Genomic DNA, 20,347 nt, shown 5'->3' on the forward strand with positions numbered 1-20,347 from the left:
GGATTCACCGAAATACGCATCCGTCCGGCAATACCACCTAGCGCTTAGCAAACTGCCATAGTAGCAGTTGCTCAACATCGACGTTAGACTTGCTCAGTTCGTCAAGGCAAGTCATCACATACTCGAACACATTGAGGCTGTTGGCCTTTGCCGTTTCGATAATGCTGTATTGCATTGCACTGGCCCTTGCACCGTTAGGATTGCCGGACAGCCCTCTATGTTGTAATCACAGCTCGCAAAAAAAAAACCATTGAATAAAATCAATGGTTTTTTAAATCGGTTACTTCAAAGGTATGTAGCAGAGGCTAGTTAAGAATTAGTTTAACCTCGCTACCTGATGTCGTGTTTCCGTACACCAGTACTTTTGACTCTGAGCTATTTTCGATGAGCAAGAGTTTAGGCTTATCAAGCCAATCACTTCCTAATACTTCAACCGAGTAGGTCTCGCCTAAAGCACCATCTTTAATATTCAACTCCCAAGCACCTGAAGAACGCTGACCAAGAATGGCAACTTCGGATACATTGTCGAAGTTCATATCTCCCAGGACGTGTACGCTAACATCGGTAAGATTGTTTCTCCAACCATGTGAGACTAAAGTGACGTCACGATCAGTACTATCTTTTACGATAAGTTGGAACCGGTCTGCTGATGAACGGTAGCCAAACACTGCCAACTCAGGTACTGAATCTGCATTCATGTCTGGTACTTTTATCAACTCAGCATTTTCAAGGTCATCAGGCCACCCAAAAATACCAAGGGTGCCTGCTCTATCGGTACCACTTTTCGTGAACAACTGAACTCGCCCATCTTCCTTATTCGTTCCGAACATTCCAAAGTCGGTTGATAAGTCAAAGTTTACGTCAAACAGTTCATGCCAGCTAACATTAGACCATTTATCAGGGAAGTTGTAAGACGCTAGTCGTTCAGCAGTGTCAGCGCCGTCAGCAACTTTTATTTGAATTTTATTATTTGACTTCAATATACCAAATAAACCGATTTCACTCACACCATCACTATTCATGTCAGAAAGCATGTGATAACGCGGGCTATCTAACAGATCAGGATAACTAACAGTATCAATAGTTGCACCGCTAACAGCATCCTTAATGACTAGTTGAGGTCTGTTTCCAATATAAAAATTACCTTGTAGACCGAAGTCTTTAATCCCGTCACCATTCATATCATCCAACATGATAAGTGACATGTTGCTCCAGTTCGCAGGCCAATTGTAGGCTTTTACCGTTTCACCAGACAGTGGGTCTTTTACCAGAAGCTGGGCTTTGTTTTCAATGCTTCCGTCAGACAGCTCTGTTTGAACAATACCGAAAAGGCCAACCTCTGGATAACCATTCAAGTTGATATCATCCAAAACAACAGCTTTGGGTTCGCTGTAGTCACGATTAAACTCAATGCGATGAACTAACGACATATCTTCGCTTTGGTAAACGTTAACAGCTAATTGCCCTGCATTTACTGATGAAGACACGATAGCCATTAAATCATCCTGGCCATTAGTTTTTGCAGACAGCATCATGGCATCAAGTAATACCGCTGGGTCAAACTGCAACGGATTAGCGTCGTCAACATCTGGAATGCCATCATTATCGTCATCTTCATCTATCGAATCTGCAAGACCGTCGCCATCAGTATCTAGCTCATCGAATGGACAATACAGCTCCAATGAATAGTAATCTAATTCCCAGCCAGCATCTTCTAAACAAGTAAGCTCACTATTGCCATCAAGATAGATATACATAAGGGACTCCATCCCTTCTAAAGGACTGAGATCAGAAATATTATTATTCCATAGCCCTAAACCCTCTAACTCCATACCTTCAAGGAAACTTATATCGGTAAGACCCGAATCAGAGATATATAGCCACTTTAAATTTGGCAATTGCGCTAGTACTGAGAAGTCAACGCCACTCTGACAACAAACATCAAATGTGCGTAAATTCTGTAACGCGACTATCCAATCTAAGTCATTGACTGGCGTACTACCTAAATAAAGCGTCTCTAAATTTTCAAGTACCGCAAGCTTAGACAATTCTTCACTGATTAAAGGGAAATTCTGTAAGCTAAGAGATCTCAAGTTAGGTAAGTTTAATGCGAAGTCTATACTCTCGATATTTTCGCCATCTCTTAACCACAAGCTATAGAGATTCGTTAGTGTCCCTAAAACACTTATATCGCCTTCATAATCACCAAACCTAATTGATAGGCTTCTTAAAGAATTTAAGTGAGTAAATACCGACAAGTCACCAGTATATGCAGTTAAGGAAATATTGAGGTTTTCCAGTGCTTGGAGATCTGCTAAGAAGTCAAGAGACACTAACTCTGCGTTGTTAATATAGAGAGATCTCAACCTTTTCAATGATGCTAAAGCACTGAAGTCTTCTATTTCGCTATCGTAGGACAAATTAAAATAGTCAAGATTTACAAAGCTTTCAATACCATCTAACGACGTTAAAGCAGAGTTCCAACAATTTAAACTGTCTATTTCATGAGCGTAAACAGCATCTCTGTTATTCCACTCGTCCATACTATTGATTAAACAACTTTCGAGGCCTTCATTGTTTAAATCTAGGTTGCTAAGTAAAAGAGGCTTGATATTTTCATCATATGGATCAAGGCCTTGCATAATTTCATAGACATCGCCCCAGCCATCATTGTCAGAATCTAATGACGTATCAACATCACCAACACCTTTGAACAATTGTGAATTAGTATCATCAACATCTAGGATGCCATCTGTATCTGTATCCGCAGAGAAAGGGGATGACATGTTCTGATATTCTTCAAGAAAAGTTAGGCCATCACCATCGTAATCGAAAGACGCATCGTCGTAGCCGAAGCGTTCTTCATAGAAATCAGGTATGCCGTCTTCGTCAGCGTCTGGCACGACGAATGTGCCCAAATAAATAATATCGGTGTGTGTATTTGTAGACTCCTCGCTCTCTCGATACATGTCCTCATACACAGGCAAAGGGCCATTATTTATTGTAGTAGACACATACTGAATAGGTGCTGCAATTGTGACTAAACCTTCGTTGTTAGTTACACCTGTATGTCGAGAATAAGAGTAATCGATACCTGAGGGGTAAGAATTCCCTCTTACCTCTATTTGCATACCAGGTATGGCAACGCCATCGGCTCCCACTACTCTGAATGAGCTTGAAAGCACTGGAATAACAATATCCTGCTCTGAATCACCCGATACTGTAAACAGTTCGCTTCTAGAATTAACATAGTTAGACGAGTAAGCGCTTGCAGAAGTCCAGTAGTTTTTGTAACTAACATCTATACGATATTCACTATTATCTGGAACTGAGACGCTATAATTTCCGTTGCTGTCTGACGTCGTAGAATTAACAATGTCATAGTTGATATCATAAACACTAACATTCATTGAAAGGGGTTCACCTAGAATGTTAGTGACTTTACCACTTACAACAACACCTTCACCTGGCTCAGGATCTGGCCCTTCACTGCCACTCTCAGATAAAACAATATTGAAAAGCTTATCTTTCCGTGATGATGAATATTCAAAGTAGCCGCCCATCAGACCCGAGCCAGATGGTGCGGAGACATACATTTCCTCTAGTGCAAATGGTACATATACCTCGAAAATCCCGTTTACATTAGTAGACAGGCCATCAAATTGAGCACTCACATAGCTGTCAAAACCGTTGTATTCAAACCACGAATAAGCGTTGTAAGAAATTTGTGCGCCTTCAATTCTATTGCCTTCTTCATCTACAACGCGACCTCGCTGCTTGTAAACTGGAAGCACTAGATCGTGAGAAAGGTTAACATTTTCATTTGGCTGTTCTGATAAGTCGAGCGCACCAATAGTGTTCAAACTTATATATGAGTAATCCGCATTACTCGCCATCCAGTCTCGTCTGTAATTAGAAGAACTAAAAGTATAATTCGCACTTGGAACGCGGAAAGTCGCAATATTATCCTGGTCATTGGCACAACGATAAATGCTTATTGTGTAATCATCGGTGTGTAATCTTGCACACGCCCCTAATAATGCCTCACCATCAATATCGGTAATCGCAACATCAACAATATAACCAGTATCTTCTAATTCAACCTCAAATGAGTCTAACGTCGAATCCGAAGTAGTTTCCAATGCACCTAGTGAAGTCACAAAAAAGGCATCATCAAAAGGTATTAAACTACCACTTATAGCCTGCCCTGCGGGCAAAATTGCATTGGTATCGATCGTGTCGTAAACAAATGAATAAACGTACGCACTTATAAAGTCATCATTTAAACTGTACGAGTAGCTTTGGTTTGTTCTTAAATCAGCACTAAAAGTTTGCCCGTCATAGACAGCTTTTATTTCAACTTCCTTGACCTGAAAAACAAAATCTTTTGTAGTTGGTGCTGATAAATTTAACTGCTCACCATTTGCATTCAGATTAAGATACTGGTCGAACTCACCATCACCATCAATATCTACATCGCCGTAAAAGCTATATTCGACACTGTAGCTGCCCTCTTCAATCGATGAGGAGTAGTAGCCGTCCTCGTCGGTGTAGATAGAGGTACTGCCAAATCCATCATTGCTATTAAGTCTGATTTCCGCGTTGGGATAAACTCTCCCGTTTAAATCGGTTAACTGACCAGATAGCTCATACTTAGTCACAACTGGAACATCGACTTCATTTAGCAACCATACGTTGTGTATGTTTGCTCCGTCCTGAACATCTGCAAATGATTGTGCCGAATTAAAATCGGATGAGCGAACCCTTACTCGATAGCGACCTGGGTCAATATCTTGAAGCAGGTAGTTGCCAAAGTCATCGGTGTGCGTGACAGCAACTTGCTCTCCATTTTGTAAGAATATTAATTCCGCACCTGTGTATGGATAATAATCTAAATACACTTGACCTTTGAGTTCAGCTGCCTGAACCGAAATTGGGACAACAGCTGCCAGCGACGAGAGCATAGCTGCCCTTTTAAACACTCGACTTTTCATGGTCGATTCCTTTTAAAATTCAAATTAGTGTTTGGTAGATTGGTGGGTAAGCTTTTCAATATGAGCCTTAACATTGGGAATGTTATGCTCAAGAGCTTTTTTGTAATTATTTAGCGCGATAGATTTGTTTTGAAAGTGACCGGGGCGACTATATAAGTCACCTAGCTCTTTGTAAGCCTCGTATTCACCACGCTTAACGCGGTTTTCCAACGCTTGACGTTGTAGCTGAAACGCCCTGTTTTGTTCAATTATTGCTTTTTGTTCCTTGGGTAAGGGGGAGTCTGCTAGTTTTTTCGAAAACTGCTCGTTGTCTGTTTGAGCGACGGTGGAAACACTAAAAAGCAAGCATAAAGAAAGACATGTGGTAAGAAAAACACGGCATTTTGGAGTAGATATTTTCATCTAATCGTCCCTAATCTGAAGAAATACTAACTTAAAATAGTATAATTTTCCAACTAGGGCAATATAAATTAAGTGTTATGTTTTACCTTTAAGGCATGATTAAACGTAGCGTTATAGATTTGCAGTTGACCGTAAATAATGTGGGCTTCTTTCTTTTTATTTAAGGTTGCTTTTGCACGATAATTTAATTAGTTAGCTTTCCAGCATCAAAAAAATATCTACACGGGTATACAGAAATAAAAACTATTATTCTGCATACCCGATAGGTTTTAGTAACGACTAACCTTTAAAACAGACTATCGAATGTCTTAGTCTTTGCTTAATTGGTTAAATCATAGTTAATAGGTTTTACGGTACTTACGCCATTCACCTCACCATAAACCAGCATGTTGATCACACCAGAACTACTTGTATGGTAAAACTTAGGCTTACTGTCCCATTCATTCCCCAATTCTATTTGCCCAATACTTTCGCCTGCAGAACTACGGATATTCAACTGCCATGCACCGTTAGTTTTTCTCTTACCGAAAAGTGCAATATCAGAGCTTCTTGCAGCGTCTCTATCAATATCCCCCATGTACTCGAAAGACACTTCGTCCCATTTGTCGGGCCAACCTGCAGTAGAAATAGTGTTATTTCTATCTCTACCATCTTTGACAATCATTTGATATCGTCCGGATTCTTCCCTAAAGCCCACCAGAGCGAACTCACGCTGAGAGTCATCATTTAAGTCTCGAACTCTAAAGAGCTCGAAGTTCGTTAATTCTGGCCACGAATATATGCCCAATGTACCGGTTTTATCTACTCCGCTTTTCGTGAAGAATTGAACTCGACCATCATCTAATCGCTTAGCCAAAAGCCCATAATCTAAAGTACCATCTTGGTTTATATCGCCCGCGGTTCTCCAAGAGAAATCAGAATAATTGGCTGGAAAATTATAAGCATCAACCTTTTCGCCATCTTCGCCAGAGCTAATTCTAATTTGGATTTTCCCGTTCGGTCTTTGCCCTATCATTGAAATATCTTGAATTCCATCACCATCAAAATCACTAAACCAATTGTATTCTGTTTTTGAATAGATCGAAGGATAGGAATGAAGCGCTAGTCTTTCGCCGGTGACGGCATCCTTAACAAACAGCTGAGGGCGATTACCATCTTTGAACTTACCTTGAATTGCAACGTCGATGATGCCGTCATCATTTGCATCTGTGGCCAACAAGAATTTAACGTCTGACCAATTTCCCGGCCAGTTATGAACAACGACTCTTTCCCCCGTAACAGGGTCTTTAACAAATAACTGAGCTTTTTTAAGGTTGTCATTTTCACCAACAAAATCAACGAAACCAAAAAGACCAATCTCATTAACTCCATCACCGTTGATATCATCAAGATGAACAAATTCTGCTTCTTTGTAATCTTGTTTCCAAGCTATTGTTTGTAGTATTTCATCGTCTATTCCTGAGCGTATTACTACTTCGTAACCATCTGTATACTTTGTCGCCACATACCAATCTGGAACACGGTCGTCATTAATATCGGTAAAGTATCTTATACTGACAACAGTCTGCCCACCTTTGACGGTGGCATCAAGCGGCGAGCCATCTCTGCCATCTGGCACACCATCACCATCACTATCTCTGTTAGACGGATCCGTTCCCGCATTAAACTCCTGAAGATTAGTGAGCCCATCAAAATCGCCATCCGCGCTTGCGTCAGTGGCATCTAGGTGATTCAGGCTGTAAGAGTTTTCGAACAAATCCGACATGCCGTCGTTGTCATCATCATTGTCATTACTATCATTAATGCCATCGCCGTCATTGTCACCTTGTAGTCCTGAGTTCGTATAAAACTGCTCATATTGACTCATATCGGCCAATTTAATTAGATTAACCCTCGGTTGTATAAAGTATCCATCTTCGTCTAATACACCGTCACTATCATAGTCTCGTTGCCAAAGGCTAAATTCTAGGACACGAGTAAAACCATTTTCATCAGTTGACAAGGGAACCCAAGTGCGCTCTCGATAGAAATTATCAAGTGCATCAAATGTTAAAGCTACATTTCCGTTTGGTTTAACTTCATAAGTCCACCTGTCGTCGCCCAACCTTATAATTTCATCAATGTCATCACAGGCAACACCCCGGTCGAGCGTTAAGTCTTGGTTGAAGACATATCCGAACACTGACCAGCACTCAAGAATACCATCATCATTGTAATTTGCAGGGTTTCGGCCGTTGATGTAAGCGTTTTGAAAGAAAGGGAATCTGGTTGTAAGGTGCTTCGTAAAGTTAGCAGTATTGTCTTTTTTCTCGACCAAGAAATCACTCTTTAACGATATTAATTCACCACCTTCATATGTTTCTACCAAGACCTCCCAATCTTCACCATTTTTCGAATAGGGATAATATTTATACAAAGTGTCCGCTGTAACTACAGTCACTGTGTTATTCGTATATGACACACCAAACGACACGTTAAGTACTTGAGTTGTACCGACACCATTTGAAATATCACCACTTAGGTCTGTTACAAAAGACTTTTCCTGACCACCGAACGCTGAATTTAATTCGGCATAAAGTGGTAACGCCCACTCCTTGCTAGAAAAGTTCTCGATCTGAACTAGGCTACTGGTATTAACGTTTTGAAGATTAATATCCCTTGGTTCGCTTGTACTTAAAGCTTCAGGTTTTTCTGGCCCCTGCCAGCCGCCATCAATGTTATCAATGACATCTTGAGGAATGATAAGACGCTCAAAAGACTCGATAGTAAGAGTAGAGGTTTCATTTTCACTATTGTGATTGCTAAGAATAAGTGCCTTAGTGCCGTACACTACTTCGTACTGCATAGTAGCAGGGATAATGCCAGCTATATGTGCTTTCTCTAGCTGATCAAAAACCTCATCCCCCCATTTTTGTCGGTAGTTTTCATCGAAAACGCCTATTAAAGGAAAGCCAGAAGATGCCATCTCATTAAGTGGTTTTATTAACAAATCAGCGCCAGATTCTTCAATTTCCGCAGCTCCAGGGCTTTGCAAGTTCAATCTATAGCCTTGAGATATGATAACCTCATCATCTTTTTTTGAGAGTATGTAACTAGGCGTATTTCCAAGCCCTTCAACTGCATCTGGCTTATCAATCAATACGTAGTCGTTTTGCTGTATAACGTCATTTAATGAATTCGCAAGACTGAGCCCAGGAATCAAGCCTAAAGCGACGAAAACTGCGGTATTTATTCTTTTTAATTTCATTTTAATCTCACATTTATCCACTGATTGTTACAGTGTTTACCATTATTTTTCTGATAATTTTCACACTGAATAGACACGAAAGTATGGTCGACGTCTCTATTCAAGACTTAACAATAAAAATGTTGTGCTTAACAGCTTTCTTATTATTTAGCGCTACAGATTTGTTTTAAAAGTGACCGGGACGACTAAATAAGTTACCTAGTTGTTTGAGGGTCTCGTACTCACCGTGCTTTAAAGGGTCTTTCAACGCTTTACGTTGAAGCTGAAACACACTGTTTTTTTCAATGACTACTTTTTGTTCTTTGGATAAAGGAGAGTCTGCTAGTTTTGTAGAAAACTGCTCATTCTTAGCTTGAGCGACTGTAGAAACACTAAAAAGCAAACAAAAAGAGAGACATGCGGTAAGAAAAACACGGCATTTTGAAGTGGATATTTTCATCTAATCGTCCCTAATCTGAAGAAATATTTAGCTAAAATAGTATATGTTTCCAACTAGGGCAATACGAATTAAGTTTTATGTTTTACTTTTAGGACGTAATGATAGGAAAAATATAGATATGCTATAGGACATGCGCTCGAGCCAAAAAACGAACCGAGCGCAAGTAACAGTCACTATAGGGAAGATATGAGAAGTCTTCCTTTTTTAGGATTACTTGTACTATCAAGGCTTATCAAGATAAAAATCAAACCTTCTGGCGAAGGGTTTTTCAAGTTCACTGTATGGGTCAACTCTTGAATTATTTCTATCCCAAGCCTCATATTCGTCCTTAAGCTCTGCGGCTTTATCTTCAAAAACGTTGATCAAATTGACTTTTTCTTCGGGGTCGTCCGCTAGATTAAACAAGTACTCTCTTTCGATGCCCTTTTCCTACCATACCAGTTGTATAGCCTAGTTCCTTGTAGGCAGTGGCGATTGTTTGAACTTGAAGAGGTAATGGCCCATGCTTATTTTCGTCAAAACCAAAACGTTGCTGATACACGCCTGTCAACAAGCCAGCTCGGGAGGGTGCACATTGTGGCGCAGTAACATATCCATTAGTAAAGCGAACACCATTCGCAGCTAATGTGTCAATATTGGGCGTGAGAATGTCTGTAACCTGATTTTGACTGCCTAAATCTGCATATCCATGATCGTCCGTGAAAATAACAATAACATTGGGTGGTTTGGATTTCTCGCTTTGCTCGGGTACTTCTTGAAGAGGTGCAGAATTGTTTTTATCACCGCCACACCCTAGTAATAAAAAAGATATGCTTGTTATTAATATGAAGTTTTTCACTATCGTAATCCTTTACATATATGAAGTGTTGAACTGTGGGCTTAAATAAAATTTGCCATTAGTTTCTTAGCAGCATTTAATGTTGTGTAATTTTTAGCAATATCTAACTGCTCTCTTCGCTTTTCCTCTCTACCAATCGGATTTTTCAAATAAAAATCTACTAACTCTTCTAATTCTTTGCTGTTTTGGTAACAGACACCTGCGTAATTTTCTAGTGCATCTTTATTTTTGTCACTAATAAGAAACGCACCACTATGGAGATGGTCCACATACTTATGACTAACTGCACCAATTTCATTCATCGTTTCGTGATGGTCAATTAAGCATATTTTTGCAGCTAGCGCCAGATCAGCAAACTGGTGATACTCTATAGTTTTTGCAACAACAAACTTCTTCGCAGATGGGTTTCCTGAATAACGTTCCCAACCAGGACCATAAAGATGAAAATTCAAGTTATGCTTTTCCACAATAGGTAGTATATCTTCGACTATTGGTCTGATCCTTGGTGAACCTATAAAACACAGATCACATTGAGGTAAATTGGGCTTGCCTTTCTTTTCTGATAGTGATGAATAGGGCGGTAACACTTCAAGCTTTTTCTTGGAATCTAGAAAAGGGTTTTTTTTAAACCACTGTGATGATTCTTTTCTTTTCTTGAGCAGAAAATCTTGAACAAGGTTGCTAGGCACAAAAACTTTGTTAAACCCGTTTAGGTTCTCTACTTTTTCGAAATGAGAATAAATAATGGCAATGTTATTAGCATCTGGTTCAAACTCACTAACATCCTCATAGCTTTTTCTAACAGGTGGACTTAGTAAATAGACTCGATTAACGGCATTTTTTTTGTAGACACAACCAAGCTTTTCTAACTCATGTTTTGTATTGATAAAAACCCTGTAATCGTACCACAAGACATTTTTATGGGGTGAAGCAATAGAAAACTCAAACATTAGTACTCCTTAATATTTTTTGAGTCATTGTGGGGAGTCATAATCGATAAAGTTTCTGACCAGAAAGTACTCTTCCTTTAAATAGTGCTTGAAGTCATCCTTATTAATGACACTTTTTGAAGGTATTGCATTGAGCGTTTTTGTTTTTAATTTGACTTCCATCAACTCGCTAAGCTTTTTGATATCACTATCAAACCTTTCTGTTACACCAACGAATGCAAAATCTTCAATAGGTACGTTTTTAAAATAATTTTGATAAGGTCGATTCAAATGCTTAAATTCGTTTTTCTTTAAAAAAAAGTCTAGTATTTCATCGTCAGGAGTATGAACCCTTTCCCCGAAAGATTCTTTCAGTAGCAAAAACTCCTTTTTGTGTTTCTGCACGCTAATTAAGTGCTTTAACACTGACCAAGCTCTGGCCACGGGATCTCTAATCCAAATAATGCGCTTTGCGTTCTGATAAAGCTCTGTTTGGTTTGGGTGTGGCTGAAAATGCCCATGTATCAAAGAAATTCTCTTAGGAATATCCAACCTTTGGCCATTTGAGAAATCTTTAACTAACGTTGGGTTATATAAATCATACACTTGACGCCTACCGAAGGCTTCGTCAAAAGATGCTCTGAGAGACGTACCCGCTGTTTTAGGAATATGATGAGAAAGCCATCTAACGTCCGAGGTTCCTAAAATACTATTGAAACGAGGCCTAAACTTATTGAATGTACTGATTATTTTCATAAAAATTTACGAGTTTTTAGCCTGTTGCAGTAAGCGTTTATGTAAGTCTATGATTTGGGGCGCTCTGGGGTGTATTTCTAAAGCTCGTTCAACGTAGCGGAGTGCGACATTAATGTCTATCGTGGAAAAGTAGGTTGCCATTTCTTTCAGTACTACTGGTCTTCCGATAGATGAAATGAACTTATCATCACCAAACTTTTTTACTAACTCTCTGTAGATTTCTTCATTGGTAAATTGAAGTGCTCTGACTGCTTTGGTAGCTTCTTTACTATCAATTGACGATATTGCACTTATACTCTTTTCATACCTCTGCAATATGAATTTTTTCGCTACGTTCATTTCTTTTGAAAGCGTAGTTTCATCTAAGAAGTCTATAAAACTTTGACTGTATATCTCATGAGCTTCCTTATTCAAAGAGAATGTCGTCTCCTCTCCCATACACCTGTTGTAACCTGAACGATTAGTTTTAATTTGAGACTGCTTACTAGAAGGACGCCCCCTGTTCAATAACGATACGTACTCAGTGGGTGAGCGAAACATTCTGTGAATAATCATTATCTCTCTGTCGTAAGAGAGAGAACTATTAAGTTGCTCATGTTGTCCGTCTTCTGGCTTATACACCGTTCCATCGGCTAACAGCATTTTTGCTCGCGAAATCACAGGTAGGTGCAAAAGAACTTTTTGTACTTTATCTGATACTTTGAAAACTGTTTTTACCAGCTTATGTCTTCTTCCTACTATGTCACATGACAATTGACTAAAAGGTTCTTCTCGCCCTAATTCGTTAATCCATTGAAATGAAATAGAGTCGGGATGCTTTAGCTTAGATATAACTTTATCTATGGATGTTGTGAGATCTCTGGGCATCCAGAATTCATCAATATCCAAATACATTAAGTAGTCGAAGTCTTTATTTTTTTTCTCTTTGTCTAGAGCTAATGCGTATACAATTTCTTGAATTTTCCCACTGACTTCTTCAGAACACAAATCAATCCAATCGGCAGTAAAGAAGTTAACCTGAGGATATTTATCAGAAATTTTTTTCAATATTTTTAGTGAGTTATCGCTAGTTCTATTCACATAAATATCAATAGCGTCAAACCCTAAATATAAATGATGGTGTATCCACTCTGCAAAGTAAGCACCCTCATCTTTAGCAACCGCGACAATTTTGGTTTTTATCTTACTCTTATTAATTTTGAACATATTAATCATAAAAACTTTCGTAATTGATTAGACAGGGACTCAAACATAGAGCGAGCACGTTCATCCACTAACCACTTTTGGCTGCTTATGCTGAACGAGTTAAGTAAAAGGCTCTCTTCGTAGTTCACGAGACAATGCTCGAACTTGTTAGTGAGTACATTTTCACTGCGTTGATCTATAAAATACTTGTCAGCATTCACGTGGATGACATCTTTCTCAATAATTTTCAGTAGGTCTTGAAGTAGGTTCTGATTTAATTGATCTTTGTTTTCGTTAAATGCCAACCTTACCGCAACACCAGTGACATTCGATGTAAGAGCAAAGTGACAATTCAGAGCGCGTAACAATTCTGATTCATGAAATTTCATCGATTTATTGCTTGCGTTCTTGTCTTGCAGTGGAACAGTAAGTTCAGAAGCGTTTTTAAGACCTACGAGCCCACAAAAAAGATCAAGCAAATTATCTGCTTTTGCTGCAGCATCGTAGTCGATGATAGATATATTGTTTTTACCGAAAACCCGAGCAAGCATACTAAGCTTTACATCTGGCGAAAGCATTCCACTAGTCGCTGGTCTCGCAATATGAGGGAAGTGATACTCAAAAAAGGTGTCTTGCCCACCGTGTTTTACATATTCTTGCCAAATTGAAAAAAGCTTCTTATTCGCCCTTCTCCAGGCGTAAATCACTTCTATCTCAAAATCAACTAAACGCTCTTTGAGGTATCTAAAGTCGTCCTCATTAAGCGATATAAAGTCTTCGCTTGATAAAAGAACGTTCTTACCCGTGTGCTTAAGAAAAGATACGTCATCGTCAGTAATCTCTCGCTCTTTCACCTTACTTCTGAATTCATGATGTCCAAAAATAGTAAGGAATCCTTTTGGATAAAAAAGTCCCTTCTGAAGCAATAACCCTTGGTTATCCAACATAGTTTTTTGAATTAGTGTTGTGCCCGTTTTGTGAGGCCCTACATGTAAATATAACTTCATTCTATTCACCAAAAAATGGGTAGCGGCCAAAGTGCGAGATAAGCTTTCCCCATTTTAATATGTTTTCTTCGTTGTCTAATTTATGGTCTGTGAGATTGGCAATACGCCATTTGTCTAATGGGTTGAGTATATGAACATTTTGAAGTCCAAAGTCACCGCAAATTTGAGCATCTGAGCGCACGTTGTCTCCCACGTGAATAAAGCTTTTTTCAAGCTTGTCGACTCTAGACTTGACGTATTTCCACATAGTTCCGGTGTCTTTACGTTTTTTAATGTCAGAACTGACTAATAACGTGTAAGGAACCGAAATGCCAATCTTACGTAGCATTTTTGATATTTGCTCTTTGGTATAGTAGATGTCTGTGATAAACCAAATGTCTCGCCCTTTCGCATTTAACTCATGAACGATCTTAACCATTTCGTCTTTCGGCTGTGCCATTTCCAGATCATAACAGAACTCGCGCTCGGCCCAGTTTTGAGTAATAAGCGGGTCTATTTCTTTCTCAATTGCTAAAGCGTGATACGTTTCAAATATATCAACATCGCCCTCAAAGTTTTGTTTTTTACGACAAGCTAGTTCTGCAGCATTACGATCCTCTACAAATGCTTCAGGACTTTGGAAGAAACCTTCATTGACCAAGTCCTTACCTAATTTGAACTTGGCATAGTCCGGCGCAGTGTAGTCTCGACGCAACACCGTATCAAATATATCAAACGAGACAATGTCAAAATTTTGAATGTCTCCTAGTAGAGATTCAGGCGATTTGAAATATGAGGCAGATATAGAAGACTTGTCAGTTGTAAATTTACCTTGCGGAGGATAATAAAAGAACTGTTTATATCCTTGCTTTTCGGCTAACAGACCAAGTACTCGCTCCAACGCATGTAACCAACTTCCATCGTTAGGTAATGGTTCGATTGGAAAATCTTCATAAGTAAACTTCCTATCAAGCAAAGGTTTTAACGCTTTCGGCCTAGCCCAGAACATTCCACCAACCGGGTAGTTGACGAAGTTGTCTGAAATATCTAACCCCCAATCATCCTCAAACCCTTTTGCAAATGGCTTATTGCAAGTCCAATGGTTTACCCACGCTGGCATCATCCAGAAAGATGTTGGGTAATACATCCCCAGATCATCATTACCATCAAACAAGCGAAGCACTGATTTAACAACGTGTTTATCCTTTAGAAGGAAGTTATTTAAGTAGTCAAACCATTGCGTTTGTTCTCGCCCGCTATAAAGTGACTTTTTCGAATGCAGATGACACATTAGGTCGTACTCTAGTAACTCTTTACTAAAGTTGACTAAGAATGGACCGAAGTTCCTACCTCGATTTTCACAAATCGTGGTTTTAACAGATTTCACATTATCGAGCTTACTAAATTTATTTTTAGATGCTTGCTCAATATCACTTGTTCCCGCGGTTACAAAAATATCAACATTTGTTGGAAAGTGTCGGACTGTATCGGCAAATTTATCAACAAAATCTGGATAATAAATATGTAGAACTATGGCTATTTTCTGGGACTTCCAAGTTGAAGAATCTTTCGCCAACAATTCATCTGACGGTAGCCATCGGTCGAAAACACCTGCTGATGCTCTACCCTCATATCGCCCGTGATACATATAATGAAGGAGAGGACTTATACCATTGAGATAAATATCAACATTACATCTTTGATAAAATTCCGTATCAAAGCGCGCAGATGGATTTACGTTCGACGACGTCGATTTATCTAAATAATCTGTAAATGCTGCTAACTCATGTGGAAATTGGCCATAACGTTCTTGGTACCAATTATAATCAAACAGCCCTTCGGATTTTGCTAGCTTAAATGCTTTTGCTATTTTTGGCTTTGAACTCAGTTCTAGCGATTGTTGCGCACGTCTTACTATCTTCTTTACATTACTCTTCATACTACAACCCAAAGAAACTAAGTGGATTAAGGTTCCCTTCACCTGAAATTGCATCGTCTAACACAAACAAAGGCCATGTCGCTCTTGGAAGCAAATTACGATGGGTGACATAGGTTTCAAATAGCTCTTCTATCTCTTCTACCGAGTACAGAACAGTGTGTTTAATACAGTCTTCAACGCAGGAAAGCGCACCACCTTGAACCGTAGCAAGATCAGTGAAGTTTTCCTGTGTATATGTCTGCTTGCCATAGCAAAAATGAAAACTATCGTTATTTACGTTTTGCAGAATGTCTACGAATTGGCCATTTGGGGCAGTTAAGAGCGACTCTAAAAACATTGATCGGTCAAGCATCATATAGCCGCCCCCCATTTTGACGTCAGTCTTAAATACATGATTAATAGACGCCACATTATCACCAATCTCAATTTGTCCTGACTTTGTAGTTATCATATAAATACCGGAGATATCTTTTTTCAATAACAATGTCAGCAATTTTTGTATCGTTCCCGAATACCCTACATCTAAAACAACTGGGGTTACAGTGCTATCAGTTAAACCTACGCTATTCAAATAATTCAAGTATATCTCTCTCGTAGGAGATGTGACTTTACGTATACTTTTCTGATTAGCTTTTAAAATACGACATATGTAATCGAAATCTTCAGGTAAAGAGATTGCCTTATCTAGATCTCCGCTATCCAGGAACTCTTCTACATTTTCCTGAGTGAAAGCGAATCGAGATTTAAAAAAGTCACCTAACGTACCTTTGAAGCTATGCTTGACGCTATATTTCCAAGATTCTTCAATATCACACGTAATTCTAAACAAGAATGTTCTAGAAACGTTCAAGTAACTAGAAGCTACATTTCCATTATTTACAATGTCGAATGCTTTTTCGAAAACATAGCCTTCTCGGGCCAGGTGGAAAACTTTAACGTTTGTATGAGATGCTAGTTGGCGTAACTGCCTGTTAACTTCGGTAACATATGTAGCGATTATAGGCCCTAAAAAATTGTATCCAAATTCCCTTAATGATTTATTTTTAAGCATATTTATTCTGCGTGTGTTTTTGTGGAAAAATCCAATTCTAATTAATGAACATACATGTTTCGTGGATGAAACCGAAGGCCTATTTGGCTTTGATTATGGTTCTGCTTTCTTCTGCTTCGTTCCCAACACTTTCTATACATTTGAAGCAAATCATATGCACTCCTGCTAACTAAAAAATCAAGAGCAACAAACGCTACAGACGGTTTGGGAATTTACAAAAATAAACGAACAAATGAAAGGACATACAATGAGTATGTTTTTGAACAAGAGAACTTAACCTAATTCCATCTTCGTCTACTAAAATGCGTTCATACTGAAGCATATAAACACTAATTTTCAACATCTCCAAACCGTCCATAATACACGAAAACAGTTTTGTGATATACCACAAAGTTTGCGGCACTGTTGGCTTGAATAAAACAAACAAAGGCGTTAAACACACGAATTTAACGCATAGCTTTTAATCAATAGTTTGAATAATTTTAAACTTTGTAGATTTTTATAATTACCCTAATTTTAATAGGGGGTTAGTTGGCGAGACTGCCACTCAACAAACCCAAAACCTGCTCATCAGTAGACTTAGCCTGGGCCCTTACAGAAATACTCGCTTGCTCAACTATTTGCGCCTGTGTTGATTTAGCAGTTTCTTCTGCAAAGTCAGTATCGAGGATTTGAGACCGGGCTGCCATTAGTCCTTCGTGCATACGGTCATTAATTTTAAGGGCCGACTCCATTTGATTCATTTTTGCGCCGTAAAAAGCGCGGCTCTTGCTAACATACGCTAGGGCATCATCAATTTGCTGTAACGAGACTTCTGCATTTTCAAAAGTGAGCACATCGCTTTCAACCATATTTAGGTCAGATAAACCCACTGGCGTTTTTGCAAGGTTAATGTAGTCCGTACCTTCGCTTAAAGAATTGGTGGCGGTAATGTCAACTGGGCCGGCTTCAAAGCTGTCTCCACCACTTCCGGGAGAACCCAACGTATCCCAATCTACCGTTGCATCAAAAAAGCCCTGCCCCACTACCGAAATAATGAGTGGCTCATTTGTGTTATCAATAGTTAAGGTTTCTGTGGTTACCCCCGGATGCTGGTCGCCTGAGAAGGTGAATGTTGTTCCGTTAATTGTGCCTGAGCCATTGGTTATTAACGAACTGCTGTCGTAGCTTGCCGTTGGGGTATACCCTTCTTGGGTTAAAAATAAAAGGCTTTTAATGTCGCTTCCCGAACCTACACCGTTAATAGACCATACATTGTCTGAGAGAGGCGTACCGACCAAGTGCCTACCGCTTGTGGTAAAAACTTGAAGATCGTCGTCAAGTGAAAAACTATCGATATTTATAGAGATGTTTGTAGAGCCTGCCGGAATGTAAGCAATGGAACGCAGCCCGCTATTTAGGCGCGTTGGACTGCCCTTTACAAAGGTATCGCCTATGGATGATACATTATCAGACAACAAGTCGTTATCGCCTAGCAAGGGCAAACGATTAAATGCTTCCGTGTTGTAGGCAATGCCATTGAGCGCGTTTTTCAATTGCTGGAATTCTTTATCTAGTGCTCGCCTATCAGCATCTGTGTTGATGCCGTTTTGAGACTGCATCGCTAATTGCCGCATACGCTGCAATATATCGGCAGACTCTTGCAGCCCCCCTTCTGCTATTTGCGCATAGCTAATGCCGTCATTTAAGTTACGGCGAAGTTGATTTTTGGCAATGGACTCTGACGTTAAACGGTTGGAAATTTGTAAGCCAGCACTGTCATCTGCAGCACTATTTATTCTAAGCCCTGAACTTAGCCGTTCATAAGCTGTAGACAGCGTTTTACTAAACACTGGGTTTGATGATAACGATTGCGTGAACGATGAAACGGTTAACATAAACTTCCTTGCTATGAAAAACTGAAATACATAAATTACGAAAAACTAACAGAGAGCAACGTTTTCAATGCACGGTTTGAATACTTACTTGAAGATTTTCTGTAAATAACATAGCAAGCAACAAGCCAAAGTGATGAATAGATGTTTAAAAAGTAGATTTAGTTGGGGTCAGAGTAACGACTCTGACCCCATTATTCTTTGGGCACAAAAAAAGGGGCCTGAGTTTTAACTCAGGCCCCTTTTTCTAATCGAGTATTAATTACTCTTCAGTTGCTTCTACTGCTTCTTCTTCAGCTTCTACAACTGGACGGTCAACTAGCTCAACATATGCCATTGGGGCATTGTCGCCAGCACGGAAACCGCATTTAAGAATGCGAGTGTAGCCGCCTGGACGAGCTTCGTAACGAGGACCAAGCTCGTTGAATAGTTTACCTACAACCTCTTTGTCACCAGTGCGGGCGAAAGCTAGACGGCGGTTTGCAACGCTGTCTTCTTTAGCCATAGTGATTAGAGGCTCGATTACGCGACGTAATTCTTTCGCTTTTGGTAACGTAGTTTTGATCACTTCGTGCTTGACCAAAGAACCGGCCATGTTTTTGAACATAGCTTGACGATGGCTGCTGTTGCGATTCAACTGACGACCACTCTTACGATGGCGCATAGTTTTATCCTTCTCTACAAATCAGTTTGATAAAAACCTGATTAATCTTTTTCAGCGATGCTCTCTGGCGGCCAGTTTTCTAGGCGCATACCTAGAGAAAGACCACGAGATGCTAGAACATCTTTGATTTCAGTTAGCGATTTCTTACCAAGGTTTGGCGTTTTAAGTAGCTCAACCTCAGTGCGCTGTACCAGGTCACCAATGTACTGGATAGCTTCTGCTTTCAAACAGTTTGCAGAACGTACTGTCAGCTCTAGGTCATCTACTGGACGAAGCAGAATCGGATCGAATTCTGGCTTCTCTTCTTTCGCTTCTGGCTCAGATACATCACGTAGGTCTACGAATGCATCTAGCTGTTCAGCTAGGATAGTAGCAGAACGGCGGATCGCTTCTTCAGGATCTAAAGTGCCGTTCGTCTCCATGTCGATGATTAGTTTGTCTAGGTCTGTGCGTTGTTCAACACGAGCAGACTCTACACTGTAAGCAATACGTTCAACTGGGCTGTATGAAGCGTCTACTAACAAACGACCAATTGGACGATCATCTTCTTCAGAGGAGCGACGGGTAGAAGCTGGTACATAACCACGGCCCATTTCTACTTTAATACGCATGCTGATTTCAGCTTCGCCAGTTAAAGTACAAATTACATGCTCAGGGTTTGCAATTTCTACGTCGCCATCATGCTGAATATCACCAGCAACAACAGGGCCAGCGCCAGATTTCACTAGAGTTAGGGTTGCCTCAGTTTTACCTTCAAGGCGAACCGCTAAACCTTTAAGATTTAGCAAAATCTCAATTACGTCTTCCTGAACACCTTCTTTGGTGCTGTACTCGTGAAGAACGCCGTCAATTTCTACCTCGGTAACTGCACATCCTGGCATAGATGACAGTAAAATACGACGTAGGGCGTTACCTAGAGTGTGGCCAAAGCCGCGCTCTAGTGGTTCCAAAGTTACTTTGGCACGAGTAGGAGAAACGTTTTCGATCTCAACTAATCTCGGTTTTAGGAATTCAGTCACAGAACCCACAATGCTTCCTCTTTA

The 20,347-nt window shown here is 39.8% G+C and carries 15 protein-coding genes and 1 pseudogene; all 16 read right to left on the minus strand.

Annotated features, from left to right (window positions below; translation table 11 throughout):
- Positions 1-37 precede the first annotated feature (37 nt).
- A pseudogene (locus RJ41_RS19030) lies at positions 38-193 on the minus strand (transposase domain-containing protein); the annotation flags it as partial.
- 112 nt (positions 194-305) lie between these two features.
- Positions 306-4,994, minus strand: a complete 4,689-nt coding sequence (locus RJ41_RS18680) for a hypothetical protein (RefSeq protein WP_052235398.1) — start codon at positions 4,992-4,994, stop codon at positions 306-308.
- Positions 4,995-5,018: 24 nt separating this feature from the next.
- Entirely contained in the window at positions 5,019-5,396 is a 378-nt protein-coding gene (locus RJ41_RS05000; RefSeq protein WP_039217789.1) for a hypothetical protein, read from the minus strand.
- Between the two features lie 319 nt (positions 5,397-5,715).
- Positions 5,716-8,643 (minus strand): FG-GAP repeat domain-containing protein, encoded by a 2,928-nt coding sequence (locus RJ41_RS05005; protein ID WP_039217792.1) that lies wholly within the window; start codon positions 8,641-8,643, stop codon positions 5,716-5,718.
- Positions 8,644-8,809: 166 nt separating this feature from the next.
- Positions 8,810-9,082, minus strand: coding sequence for a hypothetical protein (locus RJ41_RS05010; RefSeq protein ID WP_039217793.1), 273 nt, complete (start codon positions 9,080-9,082; stop codon positions 8,810-8,812).
- A gap of 222 nt (positions 9,083-9,304) precedes the next feature.
- A complete protein-coding gene (locus RJ41_RS05015; RefSeq protein WP_039217794.1) occupies positions 9,305-9,487 on the minus strand; it encodes a hypothetical protein in 183 nt (60 codons plus the stop codon).
- Entirely contained in the window at positions 9,480-9,920 is a 441-nt protein-coding gene (locus RJ41_RS05020) for a sulfatase-like hydrolase/transferase (RefSeq protein WP_039217796.1), read from the minus strand. Before RJ41_RS05020 ends, RJ41_RS05015 begins: the two co-directional genes overlap by 8 nt.
- A 41-nt stretch (positions 9,921-9,961) precedes the next feature.
- The gene (locus RJ41_RS05025) at positions 9,962-10,870 is read right to left on the minus strand and encodes a glycosyltransferase family protein (RefSeq protein WP_039217797.1); all 909 of its coding nucleotides are present in this window, start codon (positions 10,868-10,870) and stop codon (positions 9,962-9,964) included.
- A gap of 24 nt (positions 10,871-10,894) precedes the next feature.
- Positions 10,895-11,605: a sulfotransferase family 2 domain-containing protein gene (locus RJ41_RS05030; RefSeq protein ID WP_039217800.1), complete on the minus strand. Its 711-nt coding sequence runs from the start codon at positions 11,603-11,605 to the stop codon at positions 10,895-10,897.
- A gap of 6 nt (positions 11,606-11,611) precedes the next feature.
- Positions 11,612-12,820: a glycosyltransferase family 2 protein gene (locus RJ41_RS05035; protein WP_039217802.1), complete on the minus strand. Its 1,209-nt coding sequence runs from the start codon at positions 12,818-12,820 to the stop codon at positions 11,612-11,614.
- The gene (locus RJ41_RS05040; protein WP_039217806.1) at positions 12,817-13,797 is read right to left on the minus strand and encodes a hypothetical protein; all 981 of its coding nucleotides are present in this window, start codon (positions 13,795-13,797) and stop codon (positions 12,817-12,819) included. Before RJ41_RS05040 ends, RJ41_RS05035 begins: the two co-directional genes overlap by 4 nt.
- Before the next feature lies 1 nt (position 13,798).
- Positions 13,799-15,715, minus strand: a complete 1,917-nt coding sequence (locus tag RJ41_RS05045; RefSeq protein WP_039217808.1) for a rhamnan synthesis F family protein — start codon at positions 15,713-15,715, stop codon at positions 13,799-13,801.
- 1 nt (position 15,716) lies between these two features.
- Entirely contained in the window at positions 15,717-16,766 is a 1,050-nt protein-coding gene (locus RJ41_RS05050) for a hypothetical protein (protein WP_039217811.1), read from the minus strand.
- Between the two features lie 527 nt (positions 16,767-17,293).
- The gene (locus RJ41_RS05055; RefSeq protein ID WP_039217814.1) at positions 17,294-18,643 is read right to left on the minus strand and encodes a flagellin N-terminal helical domain-containing protein; all 1,350 of its coding nucleotides are present in this window, start codon (positions 18,641-18,643) and stop codon (positions 17,294-17,296) included.
- A 259-nt stretch (positions 18,644-18,902) separates the two neighbouring features.
- Positions 18,903-19,304, minus strand: a complete 402-nt coding sequence (gene rplQ / locus RJ41_RS05060; RefSeq protein ID WP_012519212.1) for a 50S ribosomal protein L17 — start codon at positions 19,302-19,304, stop codon at positions 18,903-18,905.
- A 41-nt stretch (positions 19,305-19,345) separates the two neighbouring features.
- Entirely contained in the window at positions 19,346-20,335 is a 990-nt protein-coding gene (locus tag RJ41_RS05065) for a DNA-directed RNA polymerase subunit alpha (protein WP_039217818.1), read from the minus strand.
- Between the last annotated feature and the right edge of the window lie 12 nt (positions 20,336-20,347).

Origin of the sequence: Alteromonas marina (genome assembly GCF_000808575.1) — a bacterium.
Classification (GTDB): Bacteria; Pseudomonadota; Gammaproteobacteria; order Enterobacterales; family Alteromonadaceae; genus Alteromonas; species Alteromonas marina_A.